We start from the raw sequence: 19,925 nt of genomic DNA, 5'->3' as shown, positions 1-19,925 counted from the left end.
AATTACCATAAGCTGTTTTCATACAGTTTAATCGACCTATATAGGCAAATATCATGAGCAAAGGACAAGACAGTAAGAAAAATACCAAAAAGAAACCTCTTTTAACTCCCAAGGAAAAGAAAGCTGCAAAATCATCTAAGAAAACCGAGACCAATATACTAGGGCGCTAAACGAGCTTAGCTATATTTTGGTATGCTAATTATTATGCCGTACTCAAACTGGCAGAACAGCCAACCCTAATAAAGGCAGTTAAATTCTATGCTGCCTGAAATTAGTAAAGATGACAAAATACATTAGTGGCTATTCTGCCTCACTCTTTCTTCTTAATGCAGCCCTTGGATGCTCAAGAAATTGATCCTTTCAGGTCATCGTTAACTTCAAAAGAGGCAAAATTTCTTCAGCCTTTACTGGGTAGCTTAACAAATAGCCTTGAACAAACGGGCACTCCATTTCTCTTAAGCGCTGTAATTGAGGCTGAGTCTCGACGCCCTCTGCGGTGATATCGATATCCAACGCGCGGCCCAAAGATAAGATACTTCTGACGATCGCGTCGCTGCGCTGGAAGGTCATCATTCTGGATACAAATGACTGGTCGATCTTGATGGCGTCAATGGGGTAACGATCGATGTAGCCGAGTGCGCTGTACCCGGTTCCAAAGTCATCCAATGCTATACGAACACCAAGCTCTCGTATGCTCTCTAATACTTGCGCTATTTTATCCGGCTGATAAAGGAAAATAGATTCAGTAATTTCGACCTGAAGGTCACGGGCGTTGATACCCGACTGAGCGAGGATTTCTTTTATCTGGTTAAGATACCCCGGTCGATTAAGCTCTACACCCGACACGTTCACGTTCAGATGCAATTTCAGTTTGGGAAACTCAGTCTTCCAACGTTGCAGTTCAGCACACCCTTTTTGCATGACCCAGTGGCCTAGTTCATGTATGACACCGATATCTTCAGCGACAGCAATGAAACGGTCTGACGGTACTTGACCGAGCACTGGATGATGCCATCTCACTAATGCCTCTACACCTGATATCTCACCTGTAAAGATGCTGTAAATGGGCTGATAGGCAATAGAAAACTCATTATTCACCAGAGCCTGCTTAAGAGCATTCTGCATCACCAACGCGTTGATAGCCACTTCACGCATGGATACATCAAACACAGCCCATCGCCCTCGCCCCTGTTTTTTGGCTGCATACATGGCGATGTCGGCATCTCGAAGCAGATCTTCCGGAGAGGTATGCGTCATATCCGCGGTCACTATACCGATACTGCAAGAGGTAAAAATGTCATGTCCCTCAATGACAATCGGCAAACTCAATTGATCCACAACGCGCTGAGCAAGCTCGATTGCCAAGGATGACTGATTCCCACCCATAAGCAGGATAGCAAACTCATCTCCACCAACCCGAGCCAATATATCTTCTTCTCGGATACAGTTTTCTAGTCGGCGAGCGACCACTTCGAGAAGGATGTCACCTGCCCCGTGGCCCAAACTGTCATTTACAAATTTAAATCGATCAAGATCCAGAAAAAGTACCGTGGCGTCAGGTGCCTGTTCTTGGCCACTATTGTTGAGAAGGTCCGAAAGGAGTGCCATCAGGTATGCCCGATTATGCAGCGCTGTTAAATCATCATGGTAAGCGGCATATGACAGCTCTTCCTCAATACGTTCCCGCTCCTTCAAACGGCTTTCCAGTGCAACCTTTTCTTCTCGATCCGCAAGCGCCTGTAAAGCTAAATGCTCAGATTTCTTGCGCTCAGTAATATCCCGCTGCACGGATACCCAATGTGTGAACCAACCTTTCTCGTTGGCGACGGGTACAATGCTTAACTCGACCCAAAATTGGCTTCCGTCGCGGCGAGTATTGATGAGTTCGACTTCTATGGGTTGCCAGCTTGAGAGCGCTTTCCGGATGAGATCCAGCGTTGCACGGCTGGTGTCATCACATTGAAGTATTCGCGGCGTCTGACCGATGACTTCGGATAACGTATATCCCGTCGTAGTCAAAAAAGCCGGATTGCAATAAACGATCCTTGGTCCGGGCTGGTCAATGGGCTCCGCTTCTGTAATCAGGATCGCGTCTTTCGCATTCACCACTACTGATTCAAGCAGCCGAAGGCGTTCCAGAAACGTTTTTTGTTTCGGGAGATATAACCCTGCTTGTAACTGGAGGGTTTGCCCGACGAGTGCAGCATGCGTCTGCAGAGCATACACTTGTGCAGTGCTCAATCTTTGCTGTGGCCAAGGGCTGCTTACCAATAATACCCCTATCATTTCCTCTTCTTCACCCCATATAGCTACGCCGACGACAAATTTATGCCCAAGGCTTCGTAGCTGGTGAAAATAAACGGGAAGAGATTGGCCTAATGCATCATTGATGATGATGGGTTGCCTATCAGTCAGGTTTGACTTCAGCCACCATTCGATTGAGGTATCAAACGGAAGTGGGGGCTCACCTCCGTAGCTGGCTAGAAGGCTCCAGTTAGCCTCTACACTGCCAATCAGGAATCCGTTTGGGCAATCTGCCGAGTAAGCTGCCGCCTTGACTAGCAAATTCAAAGCATTTTGATGAGATTCGGTGCTACCAAAAGCCATTTAGATTGCCCACTGAAGTTATTTTAATAGATATTAATTATTGATTAGAAAATTCTACCATTTTAACTTTTATTTTGCAGAAATAGCATCAGACAGGGGTACATATACATAAGGCGAATATCCGCAGCACACCTCAAATTCAAACTCGGCTTTTCCATCTCACTGAATTAAACCAATTCTGATTTTATCAGTTAAAGCAGGCTTTCTTTCTGTGCCAATACAGACTATTAGCAATTGTTCATATTAGCCGATTAGTGACGGTCCGAAATAAGCCCTCAGTTATACATATTAACTTTCTATCTGTTCGATGGCTAAATAAGAAGTAACGGCTCTACTGTTGATAGCTCACCAGATAAGCCATATAAACAAAAGCTGCAGAGGCAAGCGAAGATGCAATAACCCATACGGGTACGGCCGAAAACTGCACGGGGTGCAACGCCATATGAATATTGGTAGGAAAGACCGTCCCCTCCGCCCCGCCTAGCTAGCTACCTAGTTCAGGGAATCAGAATGCCAATACTGCCCAGCAGTTCAAACATATCGCTAATCCTCACCAACTCCCTGTGAAGCCCAGGCAGTCTCGCGACTCTGCTCTGGCTTCATGTATGAGTGGGTAAAGGATACAAAATTAGCTGGGGCCATTGTATGAAAATTGGTCTGCTGATTATGCCGTCAGTGCTATTGGCAACACTGATTGCCTAGCCACAGCCAAGACGCCCCCGGAGTTCCAGGGGCGTCTTGGCTGTGCTAAGTTCTCAATTTACCGAGAGTGTCAGTAGCCCTCATTTAAGACCGCTTCCGGGAAGTGGCGACGCAACATCCGGTTCTGGAAGTCGTCCACGAAGCGGCTGTTGATGATGATGATGAACCGCTCGAAGGGTGCCTCGCTGTCGAGCTGTTCGATCCCGTCGACACTGTGGAATAGCCGATCATCGCTCAGATGAAGGATATCACCTGGATCCAGCGTGATATCAACCAAGGGTTGCGTGCCAGCCTTGTCTGCGTAGAGGTGGTTTTCACCCCCTGCCACGTTTTCTCGATTGAGCACCAAAATGCTCAGGGCCTTGCAGCCATCGGCATGAATTCCCTGTCCCTGAAGGGGGTCGATGCTGCCCTCCCCGCGAACCCCGGTGATCTGCATCAGAATAGGTTCGTGCGCACCGATACTCCACAGCTTTGCCCAGGCGCGAACGAAGCCCTTAACATCGGGGCGTGCCATGAATTCCCGAGTCAGCGGATCATAGTACCGCAGACGATCCGCCATGCTTTCCGCGTCGTTGAAGGCCCCCCCCTGGGCCATGGGGCATTGGCCCATATCCTCGACATCTCCCTGATCATTCAGGGCGAGCCATGACATCCGCTTCCATCGCTGGTCAACATAAGGATCGCGCGGCAGGTCAGCGGTAAATCCTTGCCAGGCGGCCAGATCGATTCGCTCCCGAATATCGGTTTTCGCCCAATCTTGATGCCTCAGCGCCTCGGTCACTCCCGGATTCCAATAATTGGCGAGTGAATCGGCAGGCATAGAGATGGGGTCGAAACCGTGCTTGAGAGTATCGAGTTTCATGTTGGTATTCTCCTGTTAACTGGGCGGAATTGCCCGGTGTTGCCGGTGCAAACACGCGGTCAACAGGAGGTAAATGAAAAGATTTGAAAGAATATGTCAAGAAATGTAACAAAAAGAGTTATTTTTTTAAAATAGGATTAGACCGTTGATGACGGATATGTAGGTTATCTCCTACTAATAGGTGTAGGATAATCACAACAAAGTGCCTACTGTTGCCATTATGATGGCACTTGACAGGGTTTTTTCTTTTAGTGGATCCCATGACTGCCAGCGATTCCCGACATCACAGAGATCCGAAACGCCTGAAGGAGAACCGCAGGGAGTTTTCCGGTGCGCTCGTGTTGAAGGTGTCAAAGACACCTTCAACTGATAGCATCGATTCGCATGATGCCGGCAGAGAAGAAGTCGAGTTAGTACGCCGCCAGTATCTGGAGAGTGAGCAGCGATTCCGCGCCCTGCTGGAGAGTCTGCCGAAGGTGGCGGTTCAGGGTTATGATCGCGATCGGCGAGTGATTTACTGGAATGAGGGTAGCACTCGTCTCTATGGCTATACCGCTGAGGAAGCCCAGGGACAATTACTGGAAGATCTGATCATTCCTGCCTTCATGCGTGACGGGGTGATCCAGGCGCATGGTACCTGGATCAAAGAAGGCGTCGCTATACCCGCTGATGAAATCGAGCTCAAGCACAAAACCGGTGAGCTGGTATCGGTCTTTTCGCAGCATCTGATGCTCAATGAGCATACCGACTCACCCTTGATGTTCTGCGTGGATGTCGATCTTTCCGACCAAAAGCGCGCCCACCGTGACCTGGAATTCGCCACCCGTTTCGACAGACTCACCCATCTCCCTAACCGCCAGACCTTCGAGGTCGACCTTGACAGTCTGTTGGATTCCTGTCGACGCCAGGGCAATGGCCTGGCAACCATCTACCTGGACATCGATCACTTCGTCGAGATCAATGATGCCCTTGGCTATGATCAGGGCGATCGCCTGCTCATTGAGCTGACTCGGCGACTGAAAGAGTGCCAGCTAGTCACTGACCTAGTCTCCCGTGTCTCTAGCGATGAATTCGTGCTGGCCTTTCCCGGCGCCCACTTGGACCCCGATGTCAGACGGGTCGTTCATCATGTCCAGAATGTCTTTCGGGAACCTTTCATCCTGGATGGTCGGGAGCGTCAGGTCACGGCCTGCCTGGGTGTGGCGCTCTTTCCCGAGAATGGTGAATCGTCACGCGAATTGATCCGTAATGCCGATGTTGCCAAGAATCATGCCAAACTGGATGGTCGGGGTGTTGTACGTTTCTTCCAACAGAAGCTCCATGATGAGCTGGTTCGCCAGCACTATCTCTCGGCGCGACTCGAGGAAGCCCTAGATAACGGTGAATTCTCCCTCCACTACCAGCCCCAGGTCTCGACGGCCAGTGGGCGAATAGAGAATCTCGAGGCCTTGATACGCTGGGAGCCTGCCGAAGGCCCGCCGATCTCGCCTGCCGAGTTTATCCCACTGGCCGAGCGTTCCGGTGTGATCCATCGTCTGGGCGACTGGGTCATCGAAGAGGCTTGCCGCCAGCAGGTGGAATGGCGTGCCAAGGGATTTCATGAGCACCGCATCGACATCAATGTCTCGGGGCGTCAACTGGTGCGTCCAGATGCCCTCAAGAGCTTCGAGGACTCGCTGCAGCGTCATGGCTTAGGTCCGCGGGATATCGGCATCGAATTGACCGAGAATGTCCTGATCGAAGCTGACGAGACCGTTCTTGAGGACCTGCGGCGCCTCTATCATCGCGGTATTCGCATTGCTATCGACGACTTCGGGACCGGTTATTCCTCCCTGAGCTATCTCAAGCACTTTCCAGTCACCGCCCTGAAGATCGATCGCTCCTTCATCCACGACGCTCCCACACAGCCGAAGGATAGGGCCATCATGGAGGGTGCCATCTTCATCGGTCATCGGTTGGGATTGGAGGTGGTGGCCGAGGGCGTCGAGAACGCCGAACAGTTGTCATTGCTTCGCGAAATGCATTGCGACCTCGTCCAGGGGTTCTTCTTTTACCGTCCGATGCCTGCCAAGGAAATCGACCGCCTGCTGGGCGGCTTCGTGCCTAGTCACGAAGGGCTGTCGAGCTAAGCCTCGCGTGATTTGACGTACAATCCCCGGGGTTGCCATACCCTGGAGACCTTGTGAACGACCCCAATGCCCCTCAATCGCTGGGACTGACCCTGTAGCGCCAAACCTGGCCCATGGCCATCGGTGTGCTCTCCCTCCTGGGCTTTCAGTTGGTCGACAGTGCCTTTATAGCCAGCAATTGGTTTATCCCCCGATCACCTCCCTTACGTCAACGTGCGCCAGCTACAATTGCGTGTGACTTATCAAAGCAAAGGAGTTGCAAATGAAACACCATGAAAAAATTGGACGCGTTGGGCGCCAAAGCCTTTCCATGCTGGCTCGGCTCGGCCGCCAAGAACTAGTAACGCTGCTAGGCATTGCGGTACTTTCGGGCGGAATTTGGGGGTTCATCGCGCTGGCTGATGAGGTCATCGATGGGGGTACCCAGAGCATCGATGAGAGCCTGCTGCTCGCCCTTCGCAACCCCGCTGATCTTAGCGACCCGATCGGGCCGGGCTGGGTCGAGGAAATGGGACGGGACTTTACCGCGCTTGGCGGTGTCGGCGTACTGGTACTTATCATGTTGGGCGCCTTGGGTTACCTGCTACTTGCCAGACGCTATCGCGCGGCACTCTTTGCCTCGATTGCGGTGCCCGGCGGCATACTACTCAGCACGGTGATGAAGATGGGCTTTGACCGCCCTCGCCCGGACCTCGTGCCTCACGAAGCCATGGTCTACACGGCGAGCTTTCCTAGCGGCCACTCAATGATGTCTGCCGTGACTTATCTCACCCTGGCCGCGTTACTCATCCGCGTACAGCCCGCACTGAGGCTGAAGGCTTATCTTTTGATACTGGCGATATTGCTGACACTTCTAGTGGGCATAAGCCGCGTCTATCTCGGCGTCCATTGGCCGACCGATGTGCTTGCTGGCTGGACGGCCGGGGCTAGCTGGGCAGCGCTATGCTGGATAGTGATGCGCTGGATGCAGCGGCGCGGGCAGGTAGAGTCAGAAGAGAGCTGGTCGGGCACCGAATAACCTGGCTTAAGCAGAGGTTGGGCAACACTAATGCGTGTTGCCCAACCACCTGCAGGTGATGCGACGTCATTTTCTGCTTGAGTAGCGCTACATTATGAGCGAAGCGCTATCGGGCGTCAGTTCTTCGAGCGCCGCCCGGTCAGGGCAACGAAACCGATCAATGCGCCGGCTAGTACGGTCGTGGTCAGTACCGGGTGCATTGAGGCATTGGTGTACAGGCTGGTCTTGGCAACGTGGCGGGAGTATGGAGCGCGTTCGCGCATATCGGTGGCCGGCTCTTGCAGTGCGAAGTGGCGCCGATGCTCCGGCTTGTCGGTCTTCTGCAGTCCGACGATCTTCGCCGACATGATCTTATCCATCAACCGTGGTGCGCAGTGTCCCAGCGCGGCCATGAGCCGCCCGCCACCACCGACGTACATGTCCCGGCGGGGATGCTCGGAGCAGTAAAGAATGCTGCGCGCGACGATGCGGGGTTCGTAAAGCGGTGGCGGCAGGGTCGGCTCCGTGTCCATGACGTTGCCAGCGTGTTCGGGGAAGGGCGTGGCGATGGTGGCCGGCTTGATCAACGTGACCGAAATGGGCGCGCCGACATGCTCGAGTTCCATGCGCAGCGCGTCGGTGAAGCCCTTGACGGCATGCTTGGCGGCTGAATACATGCCCTGATAGGGCATGGCTTGATCCGAGGCGATCGAGCCGAGGTTGATGATCGCACCGGCATAGCCGTCGCGGCGCTTGCCCAGGTGGCGTGCCGCTTCCAACGAACCGTACACAACGCCCCAGTAAGTCGTGTCGAACAGACGACGACAATCCTCCTCATCGACATCGAGCAGGTTGCCGAAAAGGGATACACCGGCATTGTTGATCCAGGTATCGAAGCCGCCGAAAGTATCGATGGCGGTTTGCGTTATCCTTTGAACTTGCGCTTTATCGCCGACATCCACCGCGACGTGGACGGCTTCGCCACCGGCGAGGTTGATTTCGTCACAAAGCTTGCGCAACGTATTCTCGTCACGTGCTGCCAAAACCAGGCGTGCGCCATGCTCGGCGGCCATACGCGCAGTTGCCAGGCCAATGCCCGAGGTTGCGCCTGTGATGATCACTGTCTGTTTTTCCAAGTTTTTCAAATGCAGTGCCATTTCGCGCTCCTTGCTGTACATGCGGTTTTCGGGAAGGGGTTGTTGAGCCCTGATTACCAGTTCGAACCGTTCTCTCAGGATAGTAGCTCTACAAGAATTGCAAAATGTTGTGGCGCAACGGGCATGTGTCTGGATTCAGTGCGAAAGGCGTGGAACACGCTATCAACTTTAGGCATATCCATTGCCACACTCGGACTAAAGTAGGTGGTGATATTAGCCACTGACTGGGCGATGGCTAACATAGGCCCATGTTTTTAAGTTAATAAAGAGTGATTTTCTTTATACGTGGAGGCCAAGCTGTGAGGCTGTACCCGTTTGACCATTAACTCAAAGCGTGCAGACGAGAGTGCAGAAAATGTTTTTTGAGGCCGAACACTATCGCACTCATGGTTGTTACAAGAGCGGCATCCACGCACCACCGCATAAAGCCTTGCCCAGCTAGCGTCAGATCGCCGATAACCAGCCCCATACCCACTATTCCCATGCTTGGAATCAAGGCGAGCGTAATCATCACCCCCACCGTCATTACCGAGCGCTGGGCAGTGACAATAATGGGCCCTGCGATTGCACCGAAGCAGGAGATAAGCACCCCGGAAAAACTCAGCGAAGACCAATAATTAATCCATTGCTGATCGGCCAGACCCGGCTTGTCTCCAGATTCCCAGAGCATGAGTATCATTGTGGCAAATGCTGCCCCCGTGGCTAGCGCAAGATAACCGGCACCTGTCGAAATTAGACCGCTGGGAATTAGTTCCTTGGCACGTGTGATCAGGCCTAGCGGTAGCCGTAGCAGGGGTTCAAAAGCCGGAGCAATGATCATGGATCCCACAATCAGGTGTAACGTATCGGACCATAGGCCTGCCGCTGTAATGGCCCCAGCCAGCGCCATTAGCATGAGGTAATTGGCCGACAGGTTGGTATCCCTGCGTAGAAGGAAAGCCATGTCGTCCCAGATCGTTTCATTCGACTCTTTATTGATCAGCCGCTGATGTTCCGAAGAGAGCAGGCTGGTGGGCTCGCTCAGACTGACCGTTCCGTCCACCGAGGCGTTGAGATCCGTCAGTGTACCCAATAGTAAACGGGTTGCCTCGTCCGTGGCATGAATGATCAGTACGTCCCCTGGCGGAGATAGGGAAGCGCCCTTCTGTAGGGATATACTCACGACACCCTGCCCTGGCTCGATCCGTTCAAGGATAGCGTCGATGGTTTTCGCTGGCGCGCTGACTTCAATAGTACGTGGCATCCCTGCCTCCTGTGATATCAATGCTCTTGGAGTATAGATATTCCCTTTAAGCCCGCCACTCTTGCTTGACACGCATTAGTCGAAGGATCCAACGAAATCAGCGATCCTGAAGCCGGTTATGAATAGCGGTGGCAGCAATAGAGGCCTGCCCGGTGGCCACGGTAATCTGACTCAGATGATTGGTTATATCGCCCGCGGCGTACAGTCCTTCGATTCCAGTTTGCATGTGTGGATTCACCACAAGATACCCCTGCGAATTCCTCAGAGCCCCCATATTCGTGCCTAATTCACTGCGCACTTCGGTACCTAGCGCGCAATAAATCGCTGCGAACGAATGCTCTGTGCCGTCATCCATGCGTAAGTGGATGCGTTTGCTTTCATCGGTGTACATAGCGCTTACTTTCCCCTGCACTAGTGCAATGTCCGAGTGCGCCAGCCGCTCCACCGACACGTTATTCAGATAAGCACCGTCTTCGATGTCGATCAGCGTCAGGTCGGCGCTAAATCGCTTGATGAATATAGCTTCGTCAACGCCATGTTCTTCTCGGGCGATCACTCCGATACGCTCGTTGGTGAATTCAAAGCCATCACAGATGGGACAATAGTGAATCAACCCCTCCTGCTTTACTGCCTGGAAGCCTTCGATCTCGGGATCGACATCAACGACACCGGTGGCAAGCAGTACCGTCCGTGATCGTAGTATTTCTGATTCGGTCACGACGTTGAACAGGCCATCCTCGGTGCGCTCAATTCGCGCTACCCGCCCAGGCATCACCCGCCCTCCGTTTGCCTGGAGCTGCGCCCTGAACTGCTCCAACAGGTCATTACCACTGATGCCTTCACCGAAGCCGGGATAGTTGAAGGTGCGAGGAATAAGCGTGGCACGGCTGGCCTCCGCATCGATAATGCGGATGTCTCGCAGGAAACGCTGCAGATAGATACCAGCAGCCAACCCAGCGGGGCCAGCACCAATGATCACGCAATCTAACGTGGCAGACTCTTCCATTTCAGTTTTCCCTGTATGCGATGAAGCCAAAATCCATTTAAGACCAGTCCGGTAGTCTCTCAGAAGCGGTGTTTTAAGGGGTTCTAATTTAACGCAGAGCGCACCGATGGCCTTTACAAAACGGTGCGGCGTAGTTAAGGATGCCCGTGTGACGAGCCTGGTTATACACCAGACTTGGCCTTTTCAATCAAAGTGGCCAACTCCGGCGCAATTGCCATTTCTTGAACGGGCTGACATTGACGCCGCCCGTATTACCTTGTGGCACCAACCCAAATGCTGTTTTAGTCGCAGCGCCCACAATCCGGAAAACCTGGCCTAATATTTAGTTAAATGAGTGGTTGCGGGAGGCCTAGACCAGCATCAATACATGAACCTTTACATGCCAGTATGTTGATTCCTGCCCAATGACATGCGCCCGCTCCAGATGGGAAAACTCTTGCTGAATATTACCAACTGATTTTGCCCGCATGGCATTCGCCAACTCGGCCTCAACGTAGGGAGCTATTCGCTGTAAAAAAGTTCGGGGTAATCAACTTCATCAACTGGTACAGCGAGCGGATGCAGGAGAACCTGAGGCATAGCACTCCGAGCCTGCAAGTGGTGCGTGGCTAGTTCAGTCGTGCCGAGGGGGCGTACCGCTGGTTCGCCAGACATTCGCCGATCCATACGGTGCCGGCCCCCCACACCAGATGAACGGCAATCATTAGCTGGCGACGATTGGCCGGATGACGGTGGGGCGGCGAGAGGATATGCAGCGCCGGGATCCAGCCGAAATAGCTCGCTGCCCATATCGCCACGCCGTAGCCGCTGCCGTAGACCAAAGGATGCGCGACTCGTTGGCATGTAGCGGGGTACAGCGCCCCTGCGAAGGCACCATAGCCAAAGTGGCTGACAAGGCTTAGTTCGACGTGCTGCTCTTCGTCCAATAGCGCATCCGCCTCCACTTTCTGCAGAAGGTTCTGGGTAATCTCACGCGGCGGCAACGGGTAGCGCTCTTCCCGGGGGAGCCGCCGATATAGCGCCCCCATGGCAAGGGTCATGGGAACGGTGGCGAGCAGGCCGCCGATGGCTCCGGCCAAGTAGCGATTCATTGCTTCCTCCTTGAGGCATATGTTGGCTTACATAGCTCACCATAGTCGCGAATGTGGCCAAGCGCCCAATGGTGGCAGCGGTTTGGATGCGTGGCTGGCATTGGTTTGGGGCGTTATTGAGAAGACAGCGAACAATAAGGCATCGATGTTGCAGGATGTGGAGGCCAAGCGGCTTACCGAGCGTGGGGCGATTTTGGGGCCGCTGATTGAGAGTGCGAAGCGGCATGGGGTGGGTTGTGAGGTGTTGCGGGGGTTGGATGGTGAGTTGGCTGTGTTGGAGGAGAGCTTTTAGTTTTGATCGGGCTTGGGGCAGCTAGGCGCTGCCCTTTCGCGGGTGCCTCGCTGGCGCTCGTTACCACGCGCTACTTGGTTAGCGATCTTCCTAAATAGCATAGCGCTGGCTGGAGGCTAGCTTTTATCGGGCTTGGGGCAGCTGGGCGCTGCCCTTTCGCGGGTGCCTCGCGGTGCTCGTTACCGCGCGCTACTTGTTCGTGCCTAGAGCGGCTCGGAAATGTACCCACCACTAGATCAGGTAACGGGAATCATCACGATTTTCTGGAAGCTGGGGCGTTCGGTTAGCTGTTGATACCAGCGCTCCAGATTGGGGCGGGGTTGCCACGTCAGGCCTATGTTCCATAGGTTGTAGATGAAGGGGGCTACGGCAATGTCGCCCAGGCCAAACGCGTTGCCGGAGAAGTGGGGTTGCTTGGCGAGCGTTTCATCCAGTAGTTCAAACAGTTTTTCGCAGGTTTGCATGCCGGCTTCGATGGCAGCGGTGTCGCGCTGCGCTTCGGGGGTTCTTACATAGCCCATCAAGATCACCCGGTGCGCGGGGGAAAGCGTGCTGTTGGCCCAGTCCATCCACTTTTCTGCCTGGGCGCGTTTGGCGGGGTCTTCAATCCACAGTTTGCCTTCCCCGTACTGAGCCGCCAGGTAGCGGATTATGGTGTTGGATTCCCACAATACGCTTTCGGTGGCGTCATCCTTGAGTAGCGGCACCAGGGCGTTGGGGTTCATGGCCTTGTACTCCGGCGTGTTGTTGACGCCGTGCTGAAGGCCCGCCTGGATCTGCTCGTAGGGAATACTTAGCTCATCCAGCACCCAGCGCACTTTTTTGACGTTAGTGGAGTTATCGCGGCCCCAAAGGGTAATCATGGCAATCCTTATTGTTGGTGGGTTTCAAAGGCATAAAGTGTGCCTTGGGCATGGTTGGGTGGCAAGGCAGACATTCGCGGGAGCCTCCGGCTCATTCCTCGCAAGATTCGTTACCACGCGCTACAACACCATTCACGCCCTACCTTCTTTATCCTGATAGAACTGCATCAGGCTTGAGAAATCGAAACGGCCGTTGCCGTTCGCCTTGTGCTGGGTAAACAGCGCGCGCGCGGCCGAGCCCATGGGCACGGGGGATGCGCTTTGCTGGCTGACATCCATGGCAAGGCCCAGGTCTTTGACCATCAGGTCGACTAGAAAACCTCCCTGATACCCTTTGGAAGCCGGAGCATTTTCCATCACGCCCGGGTAGGGGTTATACACGTTGAGCGCCCAGTTGCCGCCGGAGCTTTGCTTCATGATGTCGGAAAGCACGGCGGGGTCGAGGCCGTTCTTGACGCCCATGTTGATCGCTTCACACGTACCCGCCATCAGAATGGAAAGCAGCATGTTGTTGCACGCTTTGGCCACCTGGCCCGCCCCGTGGTCGCCGGCGTGGAAGATGTTCTTGCCCATCACATCGAGCAAGGGCCTCGCCTGCTCGAACTGTTCTGCACTGCCGCCCACGATAAAGGTCAGTGTGCCCGCCTGGGCGCCGCCTACGCCGCCGGACACCGGCGCATCAATAAAACCAATACCCTTTTCCGCCCCGGCGGCGGCTACGCTGCGTGCGGTATCGGCATCAATGGTCGATGAATCTATCACCAGCGCGCCCTGCTTGATGACGTCAAAAAGCGGCGCATCGCCTTCCACGAAGAGCCCGCGAACGTGCTGGCCTGCGGGCAGCATGGAGATAATAAAATCGGCATCCGTGGCGGCATCAGAAGCCGATGCGGCCACTTCACAGCCGTGTGACCGGGCGGCCTCTAGAGTATCTCTGGAAAGATCAAAAGCGCGTACATTAAAGCCCGCTTTTGCCAGATTGGCCGCCATGGGGCCACCCATATTGCCTAAACCAATAAACGCAACGGTCGTCATCTTTTTATCCTTATTAATAGCTCGTTGGAAATAGGGGTCGTTGAAGTAATCTCTGCTAGAACGTTACCTGAGATCAGAAAGCGGACTGTTCTCCCAAGGCGACGCCAGCAGTTCATTTATAAAGGAATGCTCTACCGAGGCCACATCCGAGTAAGTCCAGGCAGGTTGGCCATCTTTATCTACCAGCAGCGCGCGCACGCCTTCAGGAAATTCCCGGTGGCGGCAGCACTGAACCGAAAGCGCCAGCTCTGCCTGGAACACCTCGGCAAGCGACATATACTTGGCGCGGGCTAACTGCTCATCAATTAACTTGATGGAAACCGGGCTGCCGTGTGCCAGCGTCTTCTGTGCTTTGCTAAACCATTTATCCTCACTTTCAACGGCGAGGATAGCGGCCACCATTTGCTCAACGGTGTCATGGTCGATCAGTTCGCGAATTTGCGGCAGGAAGTCCTGCACGGGAGTTTCCAGTGCTTTGAAATCAGCTTTGGAGGCCTGCTCAAGCTCACGTAACGTGCGGTTAACCACGCCGTGGGCATCGGCGTTTTTCCCTGTTCCCCAGGTGGCTTGGTGCAGCTTTTGCAGAAGCTCGTCGCGGTGGTGACTGGCAATCGTGCGGTCGGCCAGGCCTAGATACAGCGCATCCAGCGCGTTGATCTGGCTACCTGTGATGGCCAGAAAACGCCCCGTACCACCCGGCAGGCGGTTTAAAAACCAGCTCGCGCCTACATCCGGGTAAAGGCCGATGGTGACTTCCGGCATGGCCAGCCGTGAGGTTTCGGTTACCACACGGTGGCTGCTGGCGCTTAAAAGCCCCATGCCGCCACCCATGACAATCCCGCTGCCCCAGCAAATGATCGGCTTTGAATAGGTATGCAGCCGGTAGTCCAGCCGGTACTCGGTCTCGAAAAAGCGCTCGGGAAAATCCGGGTCGCCCTGGCCGGTGATCGCCTTGTAAAGGTTGACCACATCGCCACCGGCACAAAAGGCTTTGTCGCCCGCGCTATCCAGCAGTATCGCGACAATACGCGGGTCGCCTTCCCAGGCGTCTATTTGCGGCAGTATGGCCTCGATCATTTCCAGGGTTAACGCATTGAGCGAGCGCTCGGCGTTGAGTTTGATCTCGCCAATGGCGTGGCCATCCCGGGTGGCGTGCTCGGTAAACAGTACGCTACTCATTGCATCATCCTTTATGGGCGATATGTGATGACTCTAAGGGGCTATCACTATAGCTCGCACTACAGCTCGGCAGCGCCATCGGCAAGCATGCGGCGAGAAATGATCAGGCGCATGATTTCGTTGGTGCCTTCCAGAATGCGGTGTACCCGGGTGTCGCGCACGTAACGCTCCATGGGGTACTCCTTGATATAACCATTGCCGCCGTAAAGCTGAAGCGCTTCGTCGCATACCTTGAAGCCTACATCGGTAGCAAAGCGCTTCGCCATGGCGCAATAAGTCGTGGCATCGGCGTGGCCGGCATCCAGCTTGGTCGCGGCCATTCTTACCAGCTGGCGGGCGGCGACCAGCTCGGTCACCATATCGGCCAAGCGAAACTGCAGAGCCTGGAAATCCGCCAGGCGTTTGCCGAACTGCTTGCGCTCCAGCATATATTCCCGCGCCTTGTTGATCGCCTGCTGGGCCGTGCCGATAGAACAGGTGGCAATATTAATCCGCCCGCCGTCCAAGCCTTTCATGGCGATTTTGAAGCCATCGCCCTCAACACCCAGCAGTTGATTGGCGGGTACGCGCACGTCTTCAAACGTCACCATGCGCGTGGGCTGACTATTCCAGCCCATCTTGTCTTCCTTACGCCCGTAGCTGATGCCTTCCGCCTTGGCATCCACCGCAAACGCGGAGACGCCGCCTGCGCCTTCGCTCCCGGTGCGCGCCATCACCACTAGAAAATCGGTGCTGCCCGCCCCGGAAATAAACATCTTGCTGCCGTTGAGCACGTAATATTCGCCATCACGCTTGGCGGTGGTTTTAAGCGACGCGGCGTCTGAACCTGCCCCCGGCTCGGTCAGGCAGTAAGAACCCAGCAGCTCACCGGTGGCAAGCCTGGCGCCCCACTGCTCGACCGCCTCCGAGGTACCGAAATCAGCCAGCATCCAGGTCACCATGTTGTGAATGGTGAGATACGCCGTGGTCGATGTGCAACCCATGGAGAGCTGCTCGAAGATGATACTGGCGTCCAGCCGCGAAAGACCAAGGCCACCTACGCTCTCCGGCGCGTAAAGCGAACAGAATCCCAATTCGCCCGCTTTTTTGATCACGTCCACCGGAAAGAAGGCCTCGGCGTCCCACTGTGCCGCGTGGGGTTCAAGCTCCTTCTGGGCAAAGGCTTTTGCCATATCGGCAAAGGCTACCTGGTCTTCACTCAGCTCAAAATTCATGATGAATCTCCGCGCAAAGCATGGGCACGTAGCGCTTGGGTCACACGCTCCGTGCGGGCGTTCACTATTGTCGTTATTGATGGTCAACCAGTGCCGTAAAAGCCATAGTGGGTTAATTGACGTTTACGTTAACTTATCGCCTAAACCTTCACCGCGCAACGTATTACCCCCTCTACCTTGGGCGTAGAAATGGCCTTCTGCATATAAAAAAGGCGCCCAAGGGCGCCAGCAAGGAAGGAATGAAATCTATTTGAAATTTTTTCGGTATATCGCACCCAGTTCGCCCACAATGCCACTTCGAAAACTCAGCACGCAGACCACAAAGATAAGCCCCAACATCACGCTGACCCAGTTGCCCAGCGGCGACTGCGAGAGGATGTGCTGAAGGCTGACTACCAGCCCTGCGCCCATAATCGGCCCCAACAGCGTACCCACACCGCCCAGTAGCGTCATCAGTATCACCTCACCCGACATATGCCAGTGTGCATCGGTGAGGGATGCCAGCTGAAACACCACCGTCTTGGTGGAACCGGCAAGCCCGGCTAATGCCGCCGAGATTACAAACGCCACCAGCTTGTAGGCATCCACGTTGTAGCCCAGCGAAATCGCCCTGGGTTCGTTTTCCCGAATGGCTTTCAGCACCTGGCCAAAGGGTGAATGCACGGTGCGCTGAATAAGCGCATAGCCGAAAAGAAAAATCGTGAACACGAAGTAGTACATGGCCATATTGCTGCGCAGGCTGATAAACCCAAACAGCTCGCCCCTGGGCACCCCGTGCAGGCCGTCTTCCCCGCCGGTAAACGGCGATTGGATAAACACGAAGAACATCAACTGCGCCAGCGCCAGCGTGACCATGGCAAAGTAGATACCCTGGCGTCGGATCGAGAGCACGCCAAACAGCACACCAAGCAATGTGGCTACCAGCGTACCCGCGATTATTCCCAGCTCAGGCGTAAGCCCTGGATAGCTTGCCAGCAGGTAGCCTGTGGTATAGCCGCCGGTCGCCAGAAATGCCGCATGGCCAAACGACAGCAACCCGGCATAGCCCAATAGCAGGTTGAAGGCGCAGGCAAAGAGCGCAAAGCAAAGTATTTTCATTAAAAATACGGGGTAGGCAATAAACGGCGCCACCAGCCCCAGAGCAATCAGCGCCAAATAAAACGCGTTGCGGCGCAGGTTGGCCCGGCGCTGGCGCTTGGCCACGACCGAGGGCGCCTTGAGTACATGGGAGTCTGTCATGGCTATGCCTCCTTCCCGAACAGCCCGGCGGGGCGCAACATAAGTACCAAAATCATGACCAGGAAAATCACCGTGTTGGCTGCTTCCGGGTAGTACACCTTGGTCAGCCCCTCAATAATGCCCATGCCCAGGCCGGTAAGAATGGCACCAAGAATCGAGCCCATCCCGCCAATTACTACCACCGCAAATACCACGATCAAGAGACTTGAGCCCATGGTGGGCGATACGGGATAAAGCGGTGCAGCCAGCACACCCGCAAACGCCGCAAGCCCTACCCCAAAGCCATAGGTCAGGGTAATCATTAGCGGTACATTTACCCCAAACGCCTGCATAAGCTGAGAGTTTTCGGTACCTGCGCGTAGATACGCCCCCAGGCGGGTGCGCTCGATCATGAACCAGGTAAACAGGCACATGGTAAGAGCAGCCACCAGCACCCAGGCCCGGTAAGTGGGCAGGAACATAAAGCCAAGGTTCAGCCCGCCCTGCAGAATTTCCGGGGTGGCGTAACGCGCCCCGGAAACGCCGAAAAGATTGACCAGCGTGCCTTCGAAAATAAGTGCCAGCCCAAAGGTCAATAAAAGCCCGTAGAGGTGATCCAGATGGGCAATACGGCGCAACAGAAAACGCTCGACCAGCATACCCAGCCCGCCAATTACCAATGGCACAAGCACCAGCGCCAGCCAGTAGTTGATACCCAGATAGCGAAAGCCCAGAAGCGCTGCAAAAGCACCCAGCATGTACTGGGCCCCGTGGGCAAAATTGACGATTTTCAAAAGGCCAAAGATGACCGCAAGCCCCAGGCTCAACAGCGCGTAGAACGCACCGTTGACCAGCCCCAGCGTCAGCTGGCCCATGAACACGGCCATGGGTACTCCGAATATCATCGTCATGCTACGACTCTCCTCGCCGCCGGCTGGGCAGCTGCCTTACAGCCACTGCCCGAGCGGTAATACGTGATAAAAGCCAGGGATCGCCTAGTTTTGCACCAGTTTGCACTGGCTCTCGGAGAGCGGACGATAGGCTTCTTCAGCAGGAATCGTGCTCAGAATTTCATAAAGATCCCATTCACCGGTGGACTCTTCCGGGGTTTTCACCTGCGCCAAGTACATATCGTGAACCATGCGGCCATCTTCACGAATGCGACCGTTGCGGGCAAAGAAATCATTAATGGGCTCTTCAGCCATCTGGGCACGCACAATTTCAGGGTCGTCGGTACCCGCCGCTTCAACCGCTTTCAGGTAATGCATGGTGCTTGAATAGATACCCGCCTGCACCATAGTGGGCATGCGACCAACTTTTTCAAAGTAACGCTCAGACCACTCGCGGGCCTGATCGTCCATATCCCAGTACCAGCCGGTGGTGAGCAGCAGGTTCTGGGTGGCTTCAAGACCAAGGGCGTGTACGTCGTTCAAGAAAATCAGCAAGCCCGCCAACTGCTGGCCGGATTGAGTGAGCCCAAACTGGCTGGCGGTGGTAATCGCGTTCACCGTATCGGCCCCGGCATTGGCTAGGCCTACAATTTTCGCGCCCGAGCCTTGGGCCTGAAGAATGTAAGAGGAGAAGTCGCTGGTAGGAAACGGATGGCGAACGCCACCGACAATTTCACCGCCGCTGGCTTCCACTACGCTGGTCACATCGGCTTCAAGCGCATGGCCGAAGGCGTAATCGGCAGTCAGCAGGAACCAGCTGTCGCCGCCCTGCTCAACCACCGCTTTGGCAGTGCCGTTGGCGAGCGGATAGGTATCGTATACCCAGTGAATATGGTTGGGAGTGCAGTGCTCGTTGGTCACGCTTGAAGCCGCCGACCCAGATACCAAGCCCAGGCTATTATTCTCTTCAAGCACCTTGGTCACTGCGATAGTTACCGATGACGCCACCAGTCCTGCGACCATATCCACATTGCGCTGGTCGATCCATTCGCGCACCGTGTTGGCACCCACGTCGGCACTGTTTCTATCGTCAGCGCTAAACACCACGATAGGCGAACCATTCACGCTGCCGCCGAAATCGGCAATGGCCATTTCAAGTGCGGTCAGGCCGCCAGGGCCGGCCAGATCGCGGTACGTACCGGACATATCCGCCAAGTAGCCAATGCGTACCTCGTTATCGCTTATGTCGGCATGGGCAGTTGAGGCGGCCATGCTGGAAGCGGCTGCCACGGCAATACCTGCCGCGAGTGATTTCTTGATTAACGTCATGTTCGTCTCCTGGCGCGATGGCCTTTGTTGTTGTAGTGCGACTGTTGTTGTGGTGCGACGTTGTAGTGCTGTGACCAGGTCTTGTAATGATTTAATTTGTAGCGATAT

Annotated in this window: 15 protein-coding genes and 2 pseudogenes; 3 read left to right on the top strand and 14 right to left on the bottom strand. The window is 54.7% G+C overall.

The features are described 5' to 3' along the window. Positions 1–360 precede the first annotated feature (360 nt). Both ELY25_RS12615 and ELY25_RS12610 read right to left on the bottom strand, forming a co-directional pair. Positions 361–2,607: a sensor domain-containing protein gene (locus ELY25_RS12615; RefSeq protein WP_126951628.1), complete on the bottom strand. Its 2,247-nt coding sequence runs from the start codon at positions 2,605–2,607 to the stop codon at positions 361–363. A 772-nt stretch (positions 2,608–3,379) separates the two neighbouring features. Then, complete coding sequence (locus tag ELY25_RS12610; protein ID WP_126951627.1) at positions 3,380–4,174, bottom strand: 2OG-Fe dioxygenase family protein; 795 nt, start codon at positions 4,172–4,174, stop codon at positions 3,380–3,382. Positions 4,175–4,434: 260 nt separating this feature from the next. Here ELY25_RS12610 and ELY25_RS12605 point away from each other — a divergent pair, with 260 nt between their 5' ends. Both ELY25_RS12605 and ELY25_RS12600 read left to right on the top strand, forming a co-directional pair. Then, positions 4,435–6,303 carry a putative bifunctional diguanylate cyclase/phosphodiesterase gene (locus ELY25_RS12605; RefSeq protein WP_236995732.1) on the top strand — a complete coding sequence of 623 codons (1,869 nt, stop codon included), beginning with the start codon at positions 4,435–4,437 and terminating at the stop codon, positions 6,301–6,303. Between the two features lie 262 nt (positions 6,304–6,565). Beyond that, positions 6,566–7,321 (top strand): phosphatase PAP2 family protein, encoded by a 756-nt coding sequence (locus ELY25_RS12600; RefSeq protein WP_126951626.1) that lies wholly within the window; start codon positions 6,566–6,568, stop codon positions 7,319–7,321. Between the two features lie 116 nt (positions 7,322–7,437). On the opposite strand, the gene ELY25_RS12595 is transcribed toward ELY25_RS12600, so the two are convergent. The 5 genes and pseudogenes from ELY25_RS12595 to ELY25_RS12575 all read right to left on the bottom strand — a co-directional run bounded on the left by ELY25_RS12595 (position 7,438) and on the right by ELY25_RS12575 (position 11,797). Next, the gene (locus tag ELY25_RS12595; protein ID WP_126951625.1) at positions 7,438–8,457 is read right to left on the bottom strand and encodes an SDR family oxidoreductase; all 1,020 of its coding nucleotides are present in this window, start codon (positions 8,455–8,457) and stop codon (positions 7,438–7,440) included. Between the two features lie 322 nt (positions 8,458–8,779). Continuing rightward, entirely contained in the window at positions 8,780–9,700 is a 921-nt protein-coding gene (locus ELY25_RS12590; RefSeq protein WP_126951624.1) for a DUF389 domain-containing protein, read from the bottom strand. A 97-nt stretch (positions 9,701–9,797) separates the two neighbouring features. After that, entirely contained in the window at positions 9,798–10,706 is a 909-nt protein-coding gene (locus ELY25_RS12585) for an NAD(P)/FAD-dependent oxidoreductase (protein WP_126951623.1), read from the bottom strand. Between the two features lie 187 nt (positions 10,707–10,893). Beyond that, a pseudogene (locus ELY25_RS18190) lies at positions 10,894–11,175 on the bottom strand (DUF3703 domain-containing protein). 139 nt (positions 11,176–11,314) lie between these two features. Further along, entirely contained in the window at positions 11,315–11,797 is a 483-nt protein-coding gene (locus tag ELY25_RS12575; protein WP_236995731.1) for a DUF1440 domain-containing protein, read from the bottom strand. 64 nt (positions 11,798–11,861) lie between these two features. On the opposite strand from ELY25_RS12575, the pseudogene ELY25_RS12570 reads away from it, so the two are divergent. Continuing rightward, positions 11,862–12,089, top strand: a pseudogene (locus tag ELY25_RS12570) (ketopantoate reductase family protein); the annotation flags it as partial. A 236-nt stretch (positions 12,090–12,325) separates the two neighbouring features. On the opposite strand, the gene ELY25_RS12565 reads toward ELY25_RS12570, so the two are convergent. From ELY25_RS12565 to ELY25_RS12535, 7 genes are all read right to left on the bottom strand, one after another. After that, positions 12,326–12,952 (bottom strand): glutathione S-transferase family protein, encoded by a 627-nt coding sequence (locus tag ELY25_RS12565; protein ID WP_126951622.1) that lies wholly within the window; start codon positions 12,950–12,952, stop codon positions 12,326–12,328. 132 nt (positions 12,953–13,084) lie between these two features. Further along, complete coding sequence (mmsB, locus tag ELY25_RS12560) at positions 13,085–13,987, bottom strand: 3-hydroxyisobutyrate dehydrogenase (protein WP_126951621.1); 903 nt, start codon at positions 13,985–13,987, stop codon at positions 13,085–13,087. A gap of 63 nt (positions 13,988–14,050) precedes the next feature. Further along, positions 14,051–15,166, bottom strand: a complete 1,116-nt coding sequence (locus ELY25_RS12555) for an enoyl-CoA hydratase/isomerase family protein (RefSeq protein ID WP_126951620.1) — start codon at positions 15,164–15,166, stop codon at positions 14,051–14,053. A gap of 59 nt (positions 15,167–15,225) precedes the next feature. Further along, positions 15,226–16,380 (bottom strand): acyl-CoA dehydrogenase family protein, encoded by a 1,155-nt coding sequence (locus ELY25_RS12550; RefSeq protein ID WP_126951619.1) that lies wholly within the window; start codon positions 16,378–16,380, stop codon positions 15,226–15,228. Positions 16,381–16,626: 246 nt separating this feature from the next. Beyond that, positions 16,627–17,619 (bottom strand): branched-chain amino acid ABC transporter permease, encoded by a 993-nt coding sequence (locus ELY25_RS12545; RefSeq protein WP_126951618.1) that lies wholly within the window; start codon positions 17,617–17,619, stop codon positions 16,627–16,629. A gap of 2 nt (positions 17,620–17,621) precedes the next feature. Further along, positions 17,622–18,509, bottom strand: a complete 888-nt coding sequence (locus ELY25_RS12540; protein WP_126951617.1) for a branched-chain amino acid ABC transporter permease — start codon at positions 18,507–18,509, stop codon at positions 17,622–17,624. An 84-nt stretch (positions 18,510–18,593) separates the two neighbouring features. Beyond that, positions 18,594–19,817: an ABC transporter substrate-binding protein gene (locus ELY25_RS12535; protein ID WP_126951616.1), complete on the bottom strand. Its 1,224-nt coding sequence runs from the start codon at positions 19,815–19,817 to the stop codon at positions 18,594–18,596. Positions 19,818–19,925: the final 108 nt, after the last annotated feature.

It is taken from the genome of Vreelandella populi (genome assembly GCF_003989825.1).
GTDB classification, from domain to species: domain Bacteria; phylum Pseudomonadota; class Gammaproteobacteria; order Pseudomonadales; family Halomonadaceae; genus Vreelandella; species Vreelandella populi.
The sequence above is the reverse complement of the archived record's forward strand: the minus strand, read 5'-3'. Positions and strand labels throughout refer to the sequence as shown.